At 38.2% G+C, this 18,765-nt stretch carries 15 protein-coding genes, 1 tRNA gene and 2 pseudogenes; 10 read left to right on the plus strand and 8 right to left on the minus strand.

Features of this window, described 5'->3' with window-relative positions; genetic code table 11:
• The first annotated feature begins 24 nt into the window (after positions 1–24).
• The 4 genes from DMP02_RS02245 to DMP02_RS02260 are packed head-to-tail and all read left to right on the plus strand — an operon-like array spanning position 25 to position 5,494.
• Positions 25–1,323 (plus strand): aminopeptidase P N-terminal domain-containing protein, encoded by a 1,299-nt coding sequence (locus DMP02_RS02245; RefSeq protein WP_126322472.1) that lies wholly within the window; start codon positions 25–27, stop codon positions 1,321–1,323.
• Positions 1,320–2,603: an FAD-dependent monooxygenase gene (locus tag DMP02_RS02250; protein ID WP_126322473.1), complete on the plus strand. Its 1,284-nt coding sequence runs from the start codon at positions 1,320–1,322 to the stop codon at positions 2,601–2,603. The genes DMP02_RS02245 and DMP02_RS02250 overlap by 4 nt, the downstream gene beginning before the upstream one ends.
• A complete protein-coding gene (locus DMP02_RS02255; RefSeq protein ID WP_126322474.1) occupies positions 2,590–4,278 on the plus strand; it encodes an NAD-dependent malic enzyme in 1,689 nt (562 codons plus the stop codon). Before DMP02_RS02250 ends, DMP02_RS02255 begins: the two co-directional genes overlap by 14 nt.
• The gene (locus DMP02_RS02260; protein ID WP_126322475.1) at positions 4,250–5,494 is read left to right on the plus strand and encodes an FAD-dependent monooxygenase; all 1,245 of its coding nucleotides are present in this window, start codon (positions 4,250–4,252) and stop codon (positions 5,492–5,494) included. The genes DMP02_RS02255 and DMP02_RS02260 overlap by 29 nt, the downstream gene beginning before the upstream one ends.
• On the opposite strand, the gene DMP02_RS07195 is transcribed toward DMP02_RS02260, so the two are convergent.
• The gene (locus DMP02_RS07195) at positions 5,483–5,653 is read right to left on the minus strand and encodes a hypothetical protein (RefSeq protein ID WP_172593962.1); all 171 of its coding nucleotides are present in this window, start codon (positions 5,651–5,653) and stop codon (positions 5,483–5,485) included. The two genes, DMP02_RS02260 and DMP02_RS07195, sit on opposite strands and share 12 nt — an antisense overlap.
• Before the next feature lie 368 nt (positions 5,654–6,021).
• Between DMP02_RS07195 and gmhB the strand changes: the two genes are divergently transcribed.
• The 4 genes and pseudogenes from gmhB to DMP02_RS02280 all read left to right on the plus strand — a co-directional run bounded on the left by gmhB (position 6,022) and on the right by DMP02_RS02280 (position 9,279).
• Positions 6,022–6,585, plus strand: a complete 564-nt coding sequence (gmhB, locus tag DMP02_RS02265) for a D-glycero-beta-D-manno-heptose 1,7-bisphosphate 7-phosphatase (RefSeq protein WP_126322476.1) — start codon at positions 6,022–6,024, stop codon at positions 6,583–6,585.
• The gene (gene radA / locus DMP02_RS02270) at positions 6,578–7,972 is read left to right on the plus strand and encodes a DNA repair protein RadA (protein ID WP_126322477.1); all 1,395 of its coding nucleotides are present in this window, start codon (positions 6,578–6,580) and stop codon (positions 7,970–7,972) included. The genes gmhB and radA overlap by 8 nt, the downstream gene beginning before the upstream one ends.
• Positions 7,973–7,977: 5 nt before the next feature.
• Positions 7,978–8,846 (plus strand): annotated as a pseudogene (locus DMP02_RS02275) (bifunctional methionine sulfoxide reductase B/A protein).
• A gap of 64 nt (positions 8,847–8,910) precedes the next feature.
• On the plus strand, positions 8,911–9,279 hold the full coding sequence (locus DMP02_RS02280; protein WP_126322478.1) for an Hpt domain-containing protein: 369 nt from the start codon (positions 8,911–8,913) through the stop codon (positions 9,277–9,279).
• Between the two features lie 130 nt (positions 9,280–9,409).
• On the opposite strand, the gene DMP02_RS02285 is transcribed toward DMP02_RS02280, so the two are convergent.
• Positions 9,410–10,363, minus strand: a complete 954-nt coding sequence (locus DMP02_RS02285; RefSeq protein WP_126322479.1) for an alpha/beta hydrolase — start codon at positions 10,361–10,363, stop codon at positions 9,410–9,412.
• Positions 10,363–11,169, minus strand: a complete 807-nt coding sequence (locus DMP02_RS02290; protein WP_126322480.1) for a class I SAM-dependent methyltransferase — start codon at positions 11,167–11,169, stop codon at positions 10,363–10,365. Before DMP02_RS02290 ends, DMP02_RS02285 begins: the two co-directional genes overlap by 1 nt.
• 84 nt (positions 11,170–11,253) lie before the next feature.
• On the opposite strand from DMP02_RS02290, the gene DMP02_RS02295 reads away from it, so the two are divergent.
• Complete coding sequence (locus DMP02_RS02295; protein ID WP_126322481.1) at positions 11,254–11,652, plus strand: cytidine deaminase; 399 nt, start codon at positions 11,254–11,256, stop codon at positions 11,650–11,652.
• A 58-nt stretch (positions 11,653–11,710) separates the two neighbouring features.
• The gene (locus DMP02_RS02300; protein ID WP_126322482.1) at positions 11,711–13,786 is read left to right on the plus strand and encodes an ATP-binding protein; all 2,076 of its coding nucleotides are present in this window, start codon (positions 11,711–11,713) and stop codon (positions 13,784–13,786) included.
• A 58-nt stretch (positions 13,787–13,844) separates the two neighbouring features.
• Here DMP02_RS02300 and DMP02_RS02305 read toward each other — a convergent pair whose 3' ends face one another.
• The 5 genes and pseudogenes from DMP02_RS02305 to DMP02_RS02325 form a co-directional block, all read right to left on the minus strand.
• A complete protein-coding gene (locus tag DMP02_RS02305) occupies positions 13,845–14,291 on the minus strand; it encodes a Dabb family protein (protein ID WP_172593963.1) in 447 nt (148 codons plus the stop codon).
• Positions 14,292–14,619: 328 nt separating this feature from the next.
• Positions 14,620–15,294, minus strand: coding sequence for a hypothetical protein (locus DMP02_RS02310; protein ID WP_126322484.1), 675 nt, complete (start codon positions 15,292–15,294; stop codon positions 14,620–14,622).
• Positions 15,295–15,448: 154 nt separating this feature from the next.
• Positions 15,449–16,180: a hypothetical protein gene (locus tag DMP02_RS02315; protein WP_126322485.1), complete on the minus strand. Its 732-nt coding sequence runs from the start codon at positions 16,178–16,180 to the stop codon at positions 15,449–15,451.
• 99 nt (positions 16,181–16,279) lie between these two features.
• Positions 16,280–16,356, minus strand: a tRNA-Met gene (locus tag DMP02_RS02320).
• 510 nt (positions 16,357–16,866) lie between these two features.
• Positions 16,867–18,732, minus strand: a pseudogene (locus DMP02_RS02325) (sulfatase-like hydrolase/transferase).
• Between the last annotated feature and the right edge of the window lie 33 nt (positions 18,733–18,765).

Genomic DNA, 18,765 nt, shown 5'->3' on the forward strand with positions numbered 1-18,765 from the left:
GCATTTATACTTTCGGTCCTCACTATGTTTAATTTTTCTGAGTTGAAGAAAAGACGGCGTCAGTTAATGGCAGCCATCGATAAGGATGTCGTCATTATTCTGATATCGGCACCCGAATCGCTACGTAATGGCGATGTGCATTATCCCTATCGCCAAGATAGCGATTTTTATTATTTAACCGCTTTTCCTGAGTCTAATGCAGTCGCCCTATTATTACCAGATTCTAAAGATGGAAAGTTCATCTTATTTAGCCGTCCCTATGATGTGATCGAATCTATTTGGAATGGCCAGTCTATTGGTCAGGAAAACGCTAAGAAAATTTATGGTGCGGATGAAGCGTATGCGATTGATCAACTCGAGGCACGATTACCTGACTTTTTAACGACGAAGGTACGCTGTTACTATCTAGGTAGCCAAAACCAGGTGCTCATTAAGCGTCTTAATGAGGTGCTGGGTAGAGCAAGCCAATTAGCTTGCCAAGAAGGTTTGGTAGAGATAACACAGGCGGTACATGAATTACGGCTTAGAAAGAGTCCTTACGAATTAGATTGCCTACGAAAAGCGGCTAGGATCTCTGCGCAAGCGCATATTAAAGCCATGCAAGCATGCCGTCCTGGTCGTTATGAATACCAAATAGAAGCAGAATTACTTTATGAGTTTTATCAAAACGGGAGTCGGGCGGTAGCCTACCCCAATATTGTGGCGAGTGGCAGCAATGCATGTATTCTTCATTACACGGATAACAGCGCGCTTTTGAAATCGGGTGATTTACTCTTGATTGATGCTGGTTGTGAATACCAATCGTATGCCTCTGATATTACACGCTCTTTTCCCGTCAACGGACGATTTAGCCCAGAGCAGAAAATCATCTATGAAATTGTACTAAAAGCACAGCAAGCACTGATCGCCGCTATAAAGCCGGGCGTCCTGTGGGACAGCTTGCAAGCCCGTTGTGTGCGTATTATCACAGAAGGGCTATTGGATTTAGGTTTGTTAAAAGGTGAACCCGAATCACTGATTGAAAATAAGAGCTACAAAAAATTTTATATGCATGGCTGTAGCCATTGGCTAGGCTTAGATGTACATGATGTAGGATGTTATAAGCTGAATAAAAAATGGCGTCCCTTAGAAGCTAATATGGTGTTTACGGTAGAACCTGGCATTTATATTGCTGCACAAACGGAAGGTGTGGATGAAAAATGGTGGAATATCGGTGTGCGGATTGAAGATGATGTGTGTGTTATGAAGGATGGTTGTGAAGTGTTGTCGCAGGACGCACCAAAAAAAATCAGTGACATTGAATCGTTGATGAACTCATCATGAAACAAGATCACGATAAGCGAGACTACGACATTCTTATTATGGGTGCAGGCATGGTGGGAACAAGTCTGGCTTTAGCTCTATCCCATTTACCATTACGGATCGCCATTATCGAAAAGACCTCTTTTAATCTAGATATTACGCCTAATTTAGACAGTAAACCCATTGCTTTAAACTATGCCAGCAGTCGTATTTTAAAGAATTTAATACCTTGGACTGACCTATCAGCGTATGCCAACCCCATTGAACAGGTGCATATTTCAGAAGCAGGCTGTTTTGCGGCGGCGAGAATTAAAGCCAAAGCAATGGGTGTTTCTGCCTTAGGTTATGTGATTCCAGCAAGCTTATTAGGATGTGCTTTCACAAAAGCATTGATCCCGCTGACTGAAGGTTCGAAGCCACTTCGTTTAGATCTATTTAATCCAGCACAGTGTCAGGCTTTGCTAAAGAACGAACAGGTTTGGGAAGCGCACATAACGACAGAAACAGGCGAGTTACAAACGATTTCAGCACGTTTGGTCGTAGCCGCCGATGGTTCCGATTCTATCGTACGGCAATTATTAGGTATTAAGGTACAAGCTCAAAGTAAAGGGCAAATGGCCTTGGTGACAACGCTTAAATTAGCACGCCATCATCATCATACCGCCTATCAACGGTTTACCTCACAAGGCGTGATGGCTGCTTTGCCGTTGTTAGGCAATCAAGTAGGGTTCGTTTGCACAGCTCCACAGCATCAGATTGAAGAGCGGCAGTCGTTGAGCAAATCCGAGTTTTTAGCGTGGGTACAATCGCTTTTTGCTTATCGCTTAGGACAGTTTTTAGAGAGTGGGTCGCTGCGTAGTTACCCTATAAAAAGTTTTATCGCAGAACCACAAGCGCAAGCAGGCTTAATTTTATTAGGCAATGCGGCGCATACTTTATCACCTATTGCTGCACAAGGACTTAATTTGGCCCTACAAGATATGGCAGAATTAGCGGATAGGATTGCTAAGGCTTTTGTTGCACAAAAAGATTTAGCGGATTCCTCTATTAGCCAGGCTTATTTGGCGGCACGGTTGCCGGCACAAAAACAATTAATAGGATTGACTGAAAATTTAGGCCGCTTATTCCAAGAAAAGTTTAGACCGTTGACTTTAATCCGTAATAGCGGTTTATTAGCATTTGATTTAGTTTCGCCACTTAAACAAAATATATCACGACGTCTAATGGGAACACACGGTCGGCTTTCTCCCTTAGTCCGTGGTATTGCACCTCAACAAGAAGAAGAACATGTCAAGATTTAAGCAGGTTATTAAAGAAGGTAAAATCCTTTATATAGAAACGAATGCCTTAGGGCAAAGTTTACTAACTACCCCAAAGTTAAATAAGGGGAGTGCCTTTAGTGAACAAGAACGTCAGCAATTTCATTTGCTTGGTAAATTACCGTACCGCATTGAAACTTTAGACGAGCAAGTGCTACGTATTTATCAGCAATTCTTAAGAAAGGGTAATGATATACAGAAGCATGTCTATTTGCGTAGTTTGCACGACACGAATGAAACGCTTTTTTATAAATTAGTTATCCAGAATTTAAAAGAAATGCTACCTATTATTTATACACCAACCGTTGGTAAAGCCGTTGAACAGTTTAGCCATGCCTTTCGACGTCCACGTGGTTTATATGTTGCTTACCCCGATCGCGATCGTATTGATGAAATCATTGAAAATCGTTTAAATCCTGAAGTCGATATTATTGTTATAACGGATGGAGAAGGTGTTTTAGGTATTGGCGATCAGGGTATAGGCGGTATGGATATCTGTATTGCAAAATTAATGGTGTATGTGATTTGTGGTGGTGCAAATCCACATCGTTTGTTACCTATTCAAATCGATGTAGGAACAAACAATGAAAAATTACTGAATGATCCGATGTACTTGGGCTGGCGCCATAAGCGTTTAGTCGGCAAAGAATATGATGACATGATCGAACGTACGGTAGCAGCGATTCAACGCAAACTGCCACATGTTTATTTACATTGGGAAGATTTTGGTCGTGAGAATGCACGACGTAACTTACAGCGTTATCAAGAGCATTTCTGTACCTTTAATGATGATATGCAAGGTACGGGTGCTGTTACCTTAGCCGCCTTATTAACGGCAATTAAACAGACAAAACTACCTTTAACAGAACAGCGTATTGTTATATTAGGCGCCGGTACCGCGGGTACAGGTATTGCTGATCAACTTTGTGCGGGTATGATGCGCGCCGGTTTGACTCGAGAAGAAGCGCTTGCTCGTTTTTGGTTAGTGGACAAGCAAGGCTTATTGACTGAACAAAGCGCGGATCTGACTGAGTTTCAAAAACCTTATGCACGTCATTCAGTAAGAGCAATGAATTTGGAGACAGTTGTCAGAGAAATAAAGCCAACCGTTCTCATTGGTTGCTCGAGTCAAGCAGGTGCATTTAATGAAGTGATTGTGAAAGCGATGGCGTCAGGCGTTCATCGGCCGATTATTTTTCCCTTATCTAACCCAACCGAAAAAGCAGAAGCCACGCCATTAGATTTACTACATTGGACCGAAGGTCGTGCATTGATTGCAACCGGTAGTCCGTTTGGTAGCGTTGAATTTCAAGGAAAAACATTTTGTATTTCACAGTGTAACAACGCATTGATTTATCCAGGAATAGGTTTAGGTATCGTGATTGCAAAAGCAGCACGATTAAGTGACGCTATGCTTTGGGAGGCTTGTAAAGCCTTAAGTTATTATGCCATCAATACAGAAAGTTTTAATGCCGCGTTATTACCTGATTTTGATCAAATTCATGCCATCAGTCAGCGTATTGCCTTAGCAGTGGCGGAGCAAGCACGAAAAGAAGGCTTATCTTCGGTAAGCGATATGGTTGATTTTACACAAGCGATTGAAAATCAATTTTGGTTACCAAAATATTATGATTATCGATATTCCTCAAGATTATGATGTCGTTATTGTAGGAGCAGGCACGGCCGGGCTTACTTTGGCGTGTGGTTTAATCAATCAGGGTTTGCGATTGGCCATCATTGATAAGGATAGCGAATCAAAAGCGCCTGCCATTCGACTAGCTAGTGTACCCGCCTACGAACGGGGCGATCGGGTGAGTGCTATCACGCAGGGCTCACAGCAAATTCTTGAAAACTACCAGGTTTGGCAAAGACTGGCTAAAACCACACTTTCACCTTTTGAGTGTATGGAAGTATGGGAAGAAGGATCAGCATCACAACTTATTTTTGATGCGGCTGAAACAGGGCAGCCATGCTTGGGTACCATTCTCTATAATCAAGTATTACAAACGGCGTTGCTTACACAAGCCAAAACCGCGAGTGAGGTGGACTGGTTTTTTTCTGAATCATTAAGCGCGATTCAACGTGGACCATCATCGATTTTATTATCATTAGCCTCAGGGCAATCCATCACGACTCAACTGCTGGTAGGTGCCGATGGTGCTCAGTCTTGTGTTCGTCAATTAGCGGGGATCGCACACAGTGAACGTGATTATCAGCAAGAAGCGCTGGTCGCAACCGTACGAACTGTATTAGCGCATGAAAAAACAGCGAGACAAATTTTTTTGCCTACTGGGCCGCTTGCTTTTCTGCCGCTAGCAGATTCCAATTTGTCCTCTATTGTTTGGTCAACCACGCCAGAAGAAGCTAAAAGACTAAAAGCACTTTCTGAAATTGATTTTAATTCAGCCTTAGCGCATGCGTTTGAGCAACGTTTAGGGGCCGTTGAATGGAGTAGTGCGCGTTTGAATTTTGCACTCAAAACACAACACTGTGAGCAGTATATAAAGTCTGGTATTGCCTTGATAGGTGATGCGGCACATACCATTCATCCGCTAGCAGGACAAGGCGCTAATTTAGGTATTGCTGATGCGTATTGTTTAGCAAACACTATTTTAGCTGCTCATCAAAAACAACGCGCTTTAGGTGCTTTATATAGCTTACGTCGCTATGAAAGAGAGCGTCGTTTTTATCATCGTGTGATGGGTGCCGGAATCGATCTGATTAAGCAGACCTTTGCGACAAAAAGTTCTTTTTTAGTGAATACACGTCAGGTTGGATTAAGCTTTATAGAAAAGACCCCGTGGCTAAAAAATTATTTCATGCGTTTTGCCATGGGCATTCCTCGCGCCGAGACTACAAAATTAATGCTTTAGGGTAGAAGGGGATTGAGTTTCTGTATGGATAGCATTTTCAAGTTGATTTAAATTTGTGTTGAGTTTTTCAAAATCATCTTTTAAGTTCTTTATTTGCTCATCAGAAAGCATTAGTTTATCTTGGTGTTTTTTAAAGAAAGGGAATGAAGAGACTGACATACTTTTAAGCCGTTTTGATGGTATGTTTAATATCCTTAAGATTCTTCACAATGCTTCCAAGGCGTGTGATAACCAAGCTCATTTGATTATCCTCAGTGAAGGATGGATTTAACAATTGGGGTTTTATATCTCCGATTAACCTATCAATACGGGTCACTAAGCGACGAGAAGACGTCAAGGTAGGCCTTGTGATAAAGGTCCCAATTTCTTCTTGTAGTATTCTTCCGCGCTCTAATAGCAGGGTCAATTCTTCGGGGTTAAACATAAAATAGTTTATAAGCAGTCTGTAGCGTTAAGTTGAAAGTATAATGATAAAACATTAAGAGAGCCTTAAAATAGTCTCTATTTTTCATCGGAGTTGTAAGATAATGGCTAGGGAATTGAAGTTTATTATTCTAGACCGGGATGGTGTGATTAACGAAGAATCCGCTGAATATATTAAATCATCTGCTGAATGGAGGCCTATTCCCGGTAGTTTAGAGGCTATTTCCTTGTTGAGCCAGGCGGGTTATACCATTGTGGTGGCTACCAATCAATCGGGTGTGGGCCGAGGTTACTATACGGAGGAGGACTTGGCGGAAATACATCAAAAAATGATAGCTTGCGCCAAAGCACAGGGGGGGGTGATTGATAAGGTTTTTTATTGCCCTCACCGTTCGGATGAGCACTGTTCTTGCCGTAAACCAGCCAGTGGTTTATTTGAGCAGATTGCAGCCGCTTATAAAATAGATTTAAGCGGCGTGGTCTCCATTGGCGATTCTCTGCGTGATATTCAAGCGGCTGAAAAGCTCGCTTGTAAACCCATCTTAGTATTAACCGGAAATGGTGAAGAAACCTTAAAAAATAACCCGGAGCTCCATGGTAAAATTCCTGTTTTCCCTAATTTATTAACGGCTGCACAAACGCTGTTAAAGGAACGTGAAAATGTCTAAGTCGAAGCGGGTCTATAGTTGCCAATCCTGTGGTGGCCAATTTTTACAATGGTCAGGCCAATGTGGCGAATGTCAGGCATGGAATAGTTTGTTAGAAGAGACACGCATTACCACTTCACCAGCCAACGTTTCACCTCGTTTAAGCGGCTATACAGCGACCAATGATCAAAAAATAAGATCGTTAGACTCTATTCAGCTTGATGAGGTTAAACGTTTTTCGTCGACTATTAAAGAATTAGATAGAGTATTAGGTGGCGGTATTGTACCGGGTTCCGTGATATTGATGGGAGGCGATCCCGGGATTGGAAAATCCACTTTATTATTACAAAGTTTGTGCCAATTAAGTCAGCAGCAGGCTGTTTTGTATATTACGGGTGAAGAATCACTGCAACAAGTGGCCTTGCGTGCAAGACGTTTAGATTTACCCCAAGAAAAATTACGGCTATTAACAGAAACACGTATAGAAAGTATTTTAGCGCACGCACTGAAAGAAAAACCGCAAGTGTTGGTCGTTGATTCTATTCAAACCATGTATACCGAATTATTGCAATCTTCGCCGGGTTCAGTCGGACAAGTCAGAGAAAGTGCCATGCAGTTAACACGCTTAGCAAAACAAGCGGGTATTGCTTTATTTTTAGTGGGACATGTGACTAAAGATGGCGTGCTGGCAGGTCCTCGTGTTTTAGAGCATATGGTAGACACCGTCTTATATTTTGAGGGTGAAACCGATAGTCGTCATCGTTTAATTCGTTCTGTTAAAAATCGTTTTGGTGCTGTTAATGAATTGGGTGTTTTCGTGATGACCGAAAAAGGTTTGCGTGAAGTAAACAACCCGTCTGCCATGCTTTTGTCGCGATCCGATGATTGTGTGCCTGGCAGTTTAGTGACAGCCACTTGGCAAGGGAGTCGTCCGTTACTGGTAGAAGTTCAAGCCTTAGTGGATACTAGTCATTTAGGCAATCCACGTCGAGTCACCGTGGGTTTAGATAATAATCGTTTAGCCATGTTATTAGCCGTGTTGCATCGTCACGCGGGTGTAGCGACCTATGATCAAGATGTTTTTATTAATGTGGTGGGTGGTGTACGTTTGTTAGAAACTAGTGCAGATTTACCCATTTTATTAGCTGCTTTGTCAAGTTTGCGCAATAAAGCTATTCCGCACGATTGGATTGCTTTTGGTGAAGTCGGTTTATCGGGTGAAATTCGCCCAGTGCCTAATGGACAAGAACGTTTACGCGATGCGGCTAAACACGGTTTTAAATCGGCGATTGTTCCCAAAGCGAATATCAGCAAGCAAACGATTGCAGGGATGACTATTTTTCCTGTTTCGCAATTATCCGAGGCGATAGAAATAGCAAAGCAAGCAACTGAAGTGCTAAGTGTTTAAACGCTATGAAAAAACTGACGCCTGAAGAGAAAAAAGTTATTTTATCAAAAGCCACTGAACGTCCGTTTACAGGGGAATATGATCATTTTAATGAAGAAGGTACTTATTCCTGTAAACAATGTGGAAAATTATTATATCGTTCGGCTGATAAATTTGATTCGGGGAGTGGTTGGCCTAGTTTTGATGATGAAATACCAGGCGCCATTAAACGAGTCGAAGAAGCAGATGGCCGTACAGAAATTATTTGTGCCCATTGTGGTGCACATCTTGGGCATATCTTTCTGGGTGAAAGATTGACGGCTAAAAATGCTAGGCATTGTGTTAATTCAATCTCATTAGCGTTTATTCCCGAAAATGAATTAAAAAAAAGCACTGAGCAAAATTCAGAGAATAAGATGGAGACAGCTATTTTTGCGGGCGGTTGTTTTTGGGGCGTTGAGTATCAAATGAAGCATTTACCCGGTATTATTTCAGTGCAATCGGGATATATGGCGGTACTACCTCTAATCCCAGTTATGAAGAAGTCTGCCGTCATCAAACGGGTCATGCCGAAGCGGTTAAAATTATTTTTGATCCGTCTAAAGTATCTTATGAAATCTTAGCGAAGCGATTCTTTGAAATTCATGATCCACAGCAAGTCAATGGTCAAGGCCCGGATATTGGTGATCAATATCGTTCTGAGATTTTTTATACGACACCGGAGCAAAAAGAAATTGCTTTAAAGCTTATTAAGCTTTTGCAAGAAAAAGGCTATAAAATTGCTACTCAGGTAACGTCTGCTAGCACTTTTTGGCCAGCAGAAGATCAGCATCAGAATTATTATGCAAAGAATAGAAAAAAACCTTATTGTCATACTTATAAAAAAATTTTTTAATAGGTTGTAGTATTTTTATACTAAAAAACACAAAGTCTTTATTCCACGTCAACAGGGATTTCAAATGACACCTTCTACTTTACAAGATTTCGTACTCATAGATATTGATAAAGCTATACACTTAATGGGTGATAAAGAGTTTATTAAGGAAATTTTTCAATTATTTACGGATAATCTCACGGCATATTTAGCGATACTAAAACAACATTATCAAGCTAGAAATTGGTCAGCTATTCAAGCGATAGCTTATAAATGGAGAGTTGAGGCAAGTTATTGTGGCGCCAACCGATTAGGAAAAGTCTGCCAACAATTAGAAACATTGTTGCAAAGAAGATTATTTGAAGAAGCTGAAATGTACTATCAATCGTTGCTGGAGGCGGCAGTAGCAACCAAAGAGGCCGCAAAAAATGCGATCACGGCGCTAATTAATTAGAAATAGCGCTATGAAAGAAAAAGTTCTACAAGGTATAGAAACTAAACGATTGCTTGGTTCAATACCTCACCTTAACGATTTCGATAAATATTGATTCGTGTCTAAATGAGCTAACCGCTTCTGCAGTTAGCTATATGTGGTTGCTTTTTTTTAAGTCAGGTGATTTTTCTTGCTTTTCACTTATTCGTTTTTGAGTTATTGATCTTGGTATAGAAAATAAATTAAAGCTCATACGCAATTGAGTTGCCATTGTTTCTATAACTCGAATATTATGCCAAAAAAAAGAATGATTTTCTTTTTTAAATACAGACATATGTGTCCATACATGAGCTTTTGCTAATTTATTTCTATAACCTTCACTATCACTTCTAAAACGATCAAATTCTCCACATAAAAAGTAAGTAGGTGGTAAATTGGTCAAATCATTTGACCAATAAGGGGATATTAGAGGGCTTTTAGGGTTAGAAGCACCTTGTTGTAAATAGAGCGTTATAAACCATTGTGCTAGTGATAAAGGAAAACTATCTTTTTTTTCAAAATTTGAATATTTTTTTAGGTTGCGAGATAAATCTGTTATAGGAGAAATTAATAGTTGTAAAGATATTGGGAGTTTATCTGTTTTTGCTTGAATAGCTGCTAGTGCAGCAAAATTTCCACCAGAGCTATATCCTGAAATAGCTATTTTTTCAGGATCAATTTTTAATTGTTCTGAGTTTTTAATAATAGATTTAATGCTAGCATAGACGTCATTAAATCCAATTGGGCATGGATACTCTGGAGCCAATCTATGGTCAAGATCAATAACTTGACAACTAGATTTTTCGGCTAGATGGCTACAAGTTATATAAGCATAATACCGTGCGTCTGCATTATAACCCGTGCCTCGAATATGTAATACTGTAGGATAGAGCTTATTGCTCGCTAAGCGAAAAGGTCTGTAAATAAAAGCTGTAAGTCTATTGTTATTTTCTAATGAAAAAAAAAGTGGCGAAATTATTACATTTTTAGCCGCGATCCTTTTTTCTTTTTGTTGTAAACTTAAAATGAATTTACGATGTTCACTAATAGTGTAGTTCAAAGGCATTAAAATTTCTTATATTTATTTTTTATGTTTGCAGTTATTATATAATAATCAAGTAATCCTTTTTCGTTAGCAATTTTCCAATTCATGTCCCAAATGCTGGGATCATTTTGTTTTACCCAAGTATCATATCCCAACCAGACATATTGACTAATATTTTCTAATTTTATATTTTGAAATGAATATTTTTCTAATAAATTTAAAACTTCAGGTAATGCAGCTATTTCTCCATCACTACTATCCGATAGGAGCGCAGGCCTTGGTATGAGAGTGAGTAACTCTTCAAAACAGCTTTTATTTTTAGCAAACAGTGTAGAAATAACGAGTTTACCGTTAGGTGATAAAACCCTGTAGAATTCAGGAATAGCATGCCGAGCATTAAAGTGCTGAAATGCTTCTATAGTATAAATTTTATTGATACTTGAATCTGGCATTGGAATAGATTCAGCAGCACCTTGTAAAAACTGTAATTTCCCTAATTTAACTAGAGAGGAGTGCTTTTTTTGTGAATGTTCTGTATGAGCCGCTAAATAATCTAATCCAGTTATAAATTTTATAGAATGAGATGAAGATAGTAGAGCGCACCCCCCACCGTGGCCAGAACCTATTTCTAAAATTTTATCTTGAGCATTTAATGATAATCGTTGAAAAACTTGATGATAAAGATTTTTATTTGCCTCAACGACATCGTATTCAGATATAACAGTTGGAACATTTTTCCAGTAACCAAAGTTAATAAAGTCACCTTTAAATAAGGTAGCTAAATCATTTCCAGAATAAAGTTCTATAAGGTTTTTTGGATTATACATATTAAAATTAAATATTATTATTTAAATATAAATAGTAATACAAGAATGTTTAAATAGCGACCCCTATTTTTAACAAGGCTTAAGATGAAAAAATATATACATGAAATGGTTTTATTGGCTAAAGAAGCAGCGCTTAATGCTTATGTGCCTTTTTGTAAATTTAATATTGGAGCGTGCATAAGAACCATCGAAGGCAAATTATTTAATGGTTGTAATTGGGAAAATGCTGCTACACCGCTTAGTCAATGTGCTGAAACTTCGGCACTTAGTGCCATGCTAACGGCAGGTTATAAAAATATATCTGATATTGTTTTAGTTACCCCTAAGTTAGTTTGTATGCCTTGTGGTGCCTGTAGGCAGCGTTTAATCCAGTTTTCTGACTCAGAAACCAATTTTTACTCTTATAATATGGACAATGAGCAATTGAAAGCTATAAAGTTGAATGAGCTTTTACCCGATAAATTTACTTGGGAGCTTTCTTAATATAGACTTTTAGCGTAAATATACTGGGCATTTTTATAAGGGAGTGGATAAAAAAATAATGCAAAACCTCAATAAATCGGAATTACTTAATATTATTGAAAACCAACAACTGGAAATAAAAAAACTTAAAAATAAATATAAAAAAGAAATTTACACATTAAATTTTATTTTAAAGAATTTACCAGGAAGTGTTTATTGGAAAAATAAAGAAGGCGTTTATTTGGGGCAGAATAGTTATGCAAAAAAACTTATGCATAAACTTGGATTTAGTGAGGTTGTTTTTGGAAAAACAGATTATGATCTATTTACTAAAGTAGTGGCAGATAACTTTAGAGAAACAGATTTAGCTGTGTTATCGGGAAAGAATTTAACAATGGAGGAAGTAGTTACTTTGCCTAGTGGCAAAAAAAGAATTTTTTTATCCTCAAAAATTCCATTACCAGATAGGTCTAAAAATATAGTGGGTATTTTAGGCATATCAATCGACATTACTAAGAGAAAACAGGCTGAAGATGCTTTGAAGTTAGCTAAAGAGAAAGCAGAAACCGCGAATCAAGCCAAGACCGAATTTCTCGAAAACATGCGCCATGATATTCGGACGCCCATAAGCGGTATTGTTGGTAATGCGCATCTAATTCAAATGCAACCCGATATTCCAAAGAAAGTTACTAAATTTGTTGATGATCTGGTGCAATCGAGCGACGCTTTATTGGAGTTTTTGGATAGAATTTTGGAAAGTATTAAGGCGGAAAGTGGTGAAATTCCCGTTTTGGAACATAAATTTGAGTTAAAAGAAGCATTAAAACAAATTGTACGTCTCAATAAATCGCAAGCATTGGTAAAAGGCTTAGAATTAAATTTAGTCTATGATCAGACGATTCCAAGTTATTTGATGGGCGATTCTGTCCGTATACAAAAGATTATACTGGAGTTATTGACTAACGCCTTAAAATATAGTGATAAAGGTCAAATTACAGTCAGCGCACGTTTAATGAAAGATAAAAAACGTGAAGCCATTGTTGAATTACGTGTCAGTGATACAGGCATGGGTATTCCTAAAGATAAACATGCTGAGGTTTATAAACGCTTTACTCGCTTGATGCCTTCTTATCAGGGTATTCCAGGTACGGGCTTAGGACTTTCAACGGTTAAACAATTTATCGAAGACTTACATGGTGAAATTCATATTGAGAGTGATCTAGGAAAGGGTACGACATTTATTTGTTTGATTCCTTTGCAAAAACCATTATTAATGGATGACGCCAATGTAGCCGAGTTAAAAGGAAACGTTGTTTTACCAAAAATAAGCGTGGTTACTAAACCTTTAACTTCTGAAGCGGCTATTTCTGCTAATGGAAATGGAAGTTGTGTTTTAATTGTTGAAGATACTGAAGTAGCGGTAAGGGTGGCACAAAACGTGCTATCAGCGCTGGGCTGTCGGACAGAGGTTGCTCCCGATGGGAAAACAGCTTTAGAAAAAATAGAAAAAAATCATTATGATCTTGTTTTAATGGATATGGGGTTGCCTGATGGAGATGGTTGTGACGTAACACGACGTATTCGATTACAGAAAAAGCAACCGAATCCCTCAGTGCCGATTATTGGCTTAACAGCACATGTTGAAGATGCAAAAAAACAGCTTTGCCTTGAAACTGGAATGAATGCTGTATTTAATAAACCGCTGACACTGAAAAAAGCCGCTGAGATATTAGCTTTTACTTCACATCAACAGCCACAACAAATAGCTATACATAATGAACCCGCTGAGCCTGTAAAGGCTACTCCTATTCAGGATCTTCCTATTTTAGATATTAAAAAAGCGATTGAAACTTTAGGTAAGAAAGAAACTGTTAAAGATTGTTTAGATTTACTGGCAAGTGAACTGAGTAAAGAGTTGGAAGAGATCAAACAGTATCATAATAATAGTGATTGGCCAGCGATTAGAAACCTAGCGCATAAATGGAAGGGTGGGGCAGGCTACTGTGGCGCGAGTCGCTTAGAACAAGTTTGCAAAGAAATAGGATCGGCATTAAAAGCAGAATCGCCTGAAAAGTTTGAAATACTTTATCAAACGTTACTTCAAGTTGCAGAGGAAACTAAAGAAGCGGCTATGAAAGCTCTTATTGTTGAGTAGATCTAAACTGATACATCATTTCATAGAAATGATGCTAGCGCGGTTTTCTGCCAGGTTATTATTTTTTATAGATAACCCCTTCATCTAATGGACAGGGATCATTAGCTGTGTGGGTTACTGTCGCAGATTTGAAAAATTGACTTCTATGTATATCGAGGAATTTTTTGTGTTTAAGATAATCAAACGCAATAATCGATTGTTTCCCATTTTTGAGTAACGGTATAATAAATTCAGCCGCTTTAATATGTGTGTCGTGTGTTAAGTAATGATCTCTGGCAACGCAGTCTGTAAATGCCATTTCAAAAATATAATTTTTGTCCAAAGACAAATCAGCACATTTTCCATACTGAAATGAAGAAATACCGCATAAGGTATCAAATAAATTTTTTAGAAGAGAAAACGCTTCAGTGATCACTAAGTCGCTGCAATTTTCTTTAAATGGTAAAAAAACTATGTGATTGGTTTGTAATTTATCGATTGGAAGAGGTTTAGAGAGTTGTAACAACGTCTTACACTGTATTGAAAAAATTGAATTTTTTTCGTTAAGATAAGGGCTGAGGATCTGTAAAAGATTTTTATATTCTTCTTCTACTGCTATTTTAAATGTTTCTACGTCACCTTGTAAGGTGGATTTAATAATATAATTATAATTTTGATTAAGATTCTCGTGGCTATTATAAAAGCCAGATTCTATGCGGTAGATACAGTTTTTTTACGACTTTATTTTTTAAAAACATATCAAAACCAGACATGGCTATTTGAGGACATTTTTTTAATGAAAAAAGCTTTATAAAATTGTGATGCATGATTTATATTTTCCTTTTTAATTTAGGTTATTTTTGTTGGCCCATATCCAGTTTATTTTTACTGCTAGGAATATTGTCGAAGTTAATCGGATGTCCAAAACGTACACGAAAAATGAGATATTCTTTACCTAATGGTGTGATAGTATAAGAAGAAACATTTTCGGCTATTAAGTTGAGTGCTAATAAAACATTCAAAAATTGAGTAAAGGCATAGCTATTATTTTTAGATTTTTTTTGCCATTTTTTAAAAAATGGTAAAAGCTTAGTTTGTTCTATAGGTATGGTTTGGTCATTTAAATAAGACAGGAGTCCTATTTGTTCTTCAGAGACTTGTTTATCTATAAGGAGCATGAACAGATTGAGTCGGGTATTGGCTAATAAACGAATTAATACGTCAGTCTGATCATCTGGACTTAGTTTAGCTTCAATCAAGCGTTTTATTAAAAACGTTTCATCTCTTGATATCACGGGACTTTGAAAGGCCATTTCAAGATCACGTTTATACATTTGATTAATTGGCGATAATTGATTATTAGTCGAGAAGTCTATATCAAGATCTTTAAATTTTATGTTGGTGTTGTTGCTTTTGTTAATAGTATCTTGAATAGAAGCAAATATTCCTTTAATAGGCCCAGCAAAGATGAAAACGAGAGAAAAAGCTAGGCCTGCACGCACTAAAGTGGAATAAAATCTTGAGTCCATACAATCCTTGTGTTCCTTTACACATTATTTTTATTAATCTTAATTTATTGAGCTTAATAAAAATATGCTTTTTGGCTGAACAATGTATAGATAATATCTTATCTTTTTCTTAGAATCAAAAAAAGGTTATGTTTTATTAAAGAGCAGCAGGCAATTAGGAACTTTTCGAATTAGTTATTTTTAATGCAGTATTAATGTAATCAGCGAGTAATTGATATTCTTGTGGAATAATTATATAGTATTTAAAATCATTTGAGATACCGGCATCATAATCCTTATCTGCATAACAGCTAGCGGGATAATGCCTAGTTTTTTGTGTAACTCTCTCTAAAAGAATACCCATATTTTTGAGTTTCAAAGCCCATATTCCTGGCCACTCGCTTAAGGGTGGGGCTGTAAGATCATTTTCGAAAGATTCTCCATAAGATTCTTCATGTAAAAGTATCTCTAGATCATCATTTTCCTTCTTTATCTTTTTATAATAAAATTCCAAGAAGCTAATAAGCTCATTATCACTTAAATTTTCTGCGGCTAAAATTATTCTATCTTCCGTTTCATTTGACTGTTTTTTTTCTAAAATCAACTTAGCTGTTATAATAGCGATTATTATCGGGCCGATATTTTTTGAGGCGCTTAAAACAACTTTACGATAAGCTTCAAAAAGGATTTCGGATTTGTTTTCATCTTCAAAAAACTCTTCTATCATATTTTTCAGCTTTGTTGGATCTTTAAAATCTGTATTTTTTTCTATTTCAGCTATAAATGTTTGAAGAAATTTTCTAGCTCTGTACTGCGACCACTTTTCAACGACATTAGAGATAAACTTATTTTCTAATATGTTTAAAGCCTTTTTAGCGACATAAGAAAGTATTATCTCTGTTGTCATAAAAAATTAAATTTTAGATATTGTTGGAGGGAGGAAGTTTGACCCAAATGTAAAGGGATAGGGAGTTTCAACTAAGCTTTTAAATTAAAACGATTTTTATGGTAGCTATGGGTGGGCTCGAACCACCGACCCCAGCATTATGAATGCTGTGCTCTAACCAACTGAGCTACATAGCCAAAACTTTTTAACCTCGAACTATTCTGCCTGTGCTCCTTCCTGCGCTACGCAATCCTGCTCCGCTTGGAAGCCGGCCCTGCGCTCCTGCTTCGGGCGTTCGCAAGGAAAAAGCGTTGCTTTTTCTATTCTTGCTCACCCAACTGAGCTACATAGCCAAAACTTTTTAACCTCGAACTATTCTGCCCTTCCTGCGCTACGCAATCCTGCTTCGCTTGGAAGCCGGCCCTGCGCTCCTGCTCCGGGCGTTCGCAAGGAAAAAGCGTTGCTTTTTCTATTCTTGCTCACCCAACTGAGCTACATAGCCAAAACTTTTAAACTTCGAATTACTCTGTCTGTGCTCCTTCCTGCGCTACGCAATCCTGCTTCGCTTGGAAGCCGGCCCTGCGCTCCTGCTCCGGGCGTTCGCAAGGAAAAAGCGTTGCTTTTTCTTTTGCTACATGGCCAAACAGTCGCCTATTGTGCTAAAGGAGGGCTCAGCCTGTCAAGCTAAAACCTGTAAATAGTGAATTTTATTGGGCAGTATAATATCGTTTTGTTTGCGATAGGGCGCTTAATATAGTTTCCATGGGTAATTTAGCATCAGTTAGTATTTTTGCATGCATATCCTGAACTTGAAAATAACCTGAAGGATAAATGTTAATAATATGCTTATCTTTGATAATGCCTAAGTTAGTATAGCTATGTAGGAGTAAATAAGGACGCTTTTTCTTGTCAAATAATGATTGGCCAATACTGTAGTCATCCTTCGGGTTTTGACATCCAAAAAGTCGCTTTAAAAAAGTGGGAACGATATCGTAATGGGTGGTGCGATGTTTTATAACAGCCGGTTTTTGGCCTGGCCAGTGTATGATTAAAGGCGTTTGTGTTTGATAGTGCGTGAAGTTGCTCGCATGTCCCTAGTAACCTAGATGGTTATCATTAAATTCATTTCCGTGGTCACCGGTGATGACAACAATCGTATTATCGAGCAAATGTTGTTTTTTAAGTAATGCTAAGTCTTGTCCTACCAATTCGTCAATATAATACAAGGCATTTTTATAACGGTTAAACGTAGGTGTTGGATCGGTATGGTTGGTGTAGGTCAGGCGATCACAGACCCCAATACTCGGTTGAAATGGATTGTCTGGGCTATTGCCATAGCAGAAGCTATGCGCAGCATCATAGAAGAGAAAGCTGAAAAAAGGTGATGAAGTGTGACTAACAAACTGTTTAAATTCGCTGGTAATACGTTTGTCTCTATCCGGAGGCAAATCACCTGGCGTTGTGGTTTGCAGGTTTTTTATCTTGCTAAAAACATTTTGATTAAAGGCCGGTGCGAGTAAGGTTGCACTGGCAAAAACGCCGGTATGGTAACCCTCATCTAAAAGTTTATTGATGAATACGGGGCTTTTATGTTCGTTAATCGTGGCGGTCCAATACGAAGCGGGTAGGCTATAAAATAGCGAGAAAATACCTGGTTGTGTGCCATTGCCGCCACTAAAATGCCGTTGAAACTGCCAGCTTTCTTGCGCAAAACGATAAATATTCGGGGTATTAACCGCATTCATCATATCGAATCGCCAGGTATCAATAAGAATAAAGACGATATTCAGCGGCTTTTGGGTCGTTTTATAGATTAAAGGGTGGAGGGGATAATGTAATTTTGCATTAGTATGATTAATTTCCACAAAATCCTGTCGATATAGACTTTCTAGCGCGGGTAATCTATTTCCAGGTAAAAATTTAGCAAGAACCTCATAGTAAAGTGGAATGGTATAGGCTTGTTGATTCAACGATAAGGAGCCTGAAACAGGCACAATCAAGGCTAACATATAATAGGAAAATAAGAGGCATCCTATTAAAGAAAGCGGATACTTCGAACGAAAGGGCTTTGTGCTACATTTTTTCCATATCAATAGGGCTAAGCCTATTTCTAAACCGAGTAGAAGAAGGGATAGTAATCCAGTCGCAAGCCATTCTAGCCAAGATAGGTCAAAGACTTCAGTGGCTTGGCCGCTAGTGACTAAATTCCATAGAATTCCATTTAAATGAAAACGGTATTGGCTAAATACAAAGGTATCTAGGCAAAGTAGCCACGCAATTAAAAACCCACTGATCAATGCGCTGGTGAAAATAAGGTATTTTTTAGGGTATATAAATGCGAGTAGGGTCGGTAAAGCAGCGGCTAAGATGGCAAATAGGCCTAATTGACCGAAATAGGCGCTCAGTAAAAATAGCCAGGCAATAAATTGATTAACGACGGTAGATGTAGATAGATGAAAAGGAAGGATGACGGCGAAATAGTGTAGTCCTATCACCCAAAATAAAATGGCATTACCGACAAAAAACCAGAATATCCAGTTTAAATAAGCTTTCTTGACAGCCGAAGAAGACATTGTTTTTTATTTTTATTATTGTTTTTTATAAGA

Source organism: Candidatus Rickettsiella viridis (assembly GCF_003966755.1).
In the GTDB taxonomy this organism is placed as follows: domain Bacteria; phylum Pseudomonadota; class Gammaproteobacteria; order Diplorickettsiales; family Diplorickettsiaceae; genus Rickettsiella_B; species Rickettsiella_B viridis.

Excerpts from the sequence above, each read along its gene's own strand:
- DMP02_RS02290 (WP_126322480.1), bottom strand. The coding sequence starts at position 11,169 with ATGTATAATCCAAAAAACCTTATAGAACTTTATTCTGGAAATGATTTA.
- radA (WP_126322477.1), top strand. The coding sequence starts at position 6,578 with ATGTCTAAGTCGAAGCGGGTCTATAGTTGCCAATCCTGTGGTGGCCAA.
- DMP02_RS02280 (WP_126322478.1), top strand. The coding sequence starts at position 8,911 with ATGACACCTTCTACTTTACAAGATTTCGTACTCATAGATATTGATAAA.
- DMP02_RS02285 (WP_126322479.1), bottom strand. The coding sequence starts at position 10,363 with ATGCCTTTGAACTACACTATTAGTGAACATCGTAAATTCATTTTAAGT.
- DMP02_RS02310 (WP_126322484.1), bottom strand. The coding sequence starts at position 15,294 with ATGGACTCAAGATTTTATTCCACTTTAGTGCGTGCAGGCCTAGCTTTT.
- DMP02_RS02315 (WP_126322485.1), bottom strand. The coding sequence starts at position 16,180 with ATGACAACAGAGATAATACTTTCTTATGTCGCTAAAAAGGCTTTAAAC.
- DMP02_RS02260 (WP_126322475.1), top strand. The coding sequence starts at position 4,250 with ATGATTATCGATATTCCTCAAGATTATGATGTCGTTATTGTAGGAGCA.
- DMP02_RS02255 (WP_126322474.1), top strand. The coding sequence starts at position 2,590 with ATGTCAAGATTTAAGCAGGTTATTAAAGAAGGTAAAATCCTTTATATA.
- DMP02_RS02245 (WP_126322472.1), top strand. The coding sequence starts at position 25 with ATGTTTAATTTTTCTGAGTTGAAGAAAAGACGGCGTCAGTTAATGGCA.
- DMP02_RS02295 (WP_126322481.1), top strand. The coding sequence starts at position 11,254 with ATGAAAAAATATATACATGAAATGGTTTTATTGGCTAAAGAAGCAGCG.
- DMP02_RS02250 (WP_126322473.1), top strand. The coding sequence starts at position 1,320 with ATGAAACAAGATCACGATAAGCGAGACTACGACATTCTTATTATGGGT.
- DMP02_RS07195 (WP_172593962.1), bottom strand. The coding sequence starts at position 5,653 with ATGTCAGTCTCTTCATTCCCTTTCTTTAAAAAACACCAAGATAAACTA.
- gmhB (WP_126322476.1), top strand. The coding sequence starts at position 6,022 with ATGGCTAGGGAATTGAAGTTTATTATTCTAGACCGGGATGGTGTGATT.
- DMP02_RS02300 (WP_126322482.1), top strand. The coding sequence starts at position 11,711 with ATGCAAAACCTCAATAAATCGGAATTACTTAATATTATTGAAAACCAA.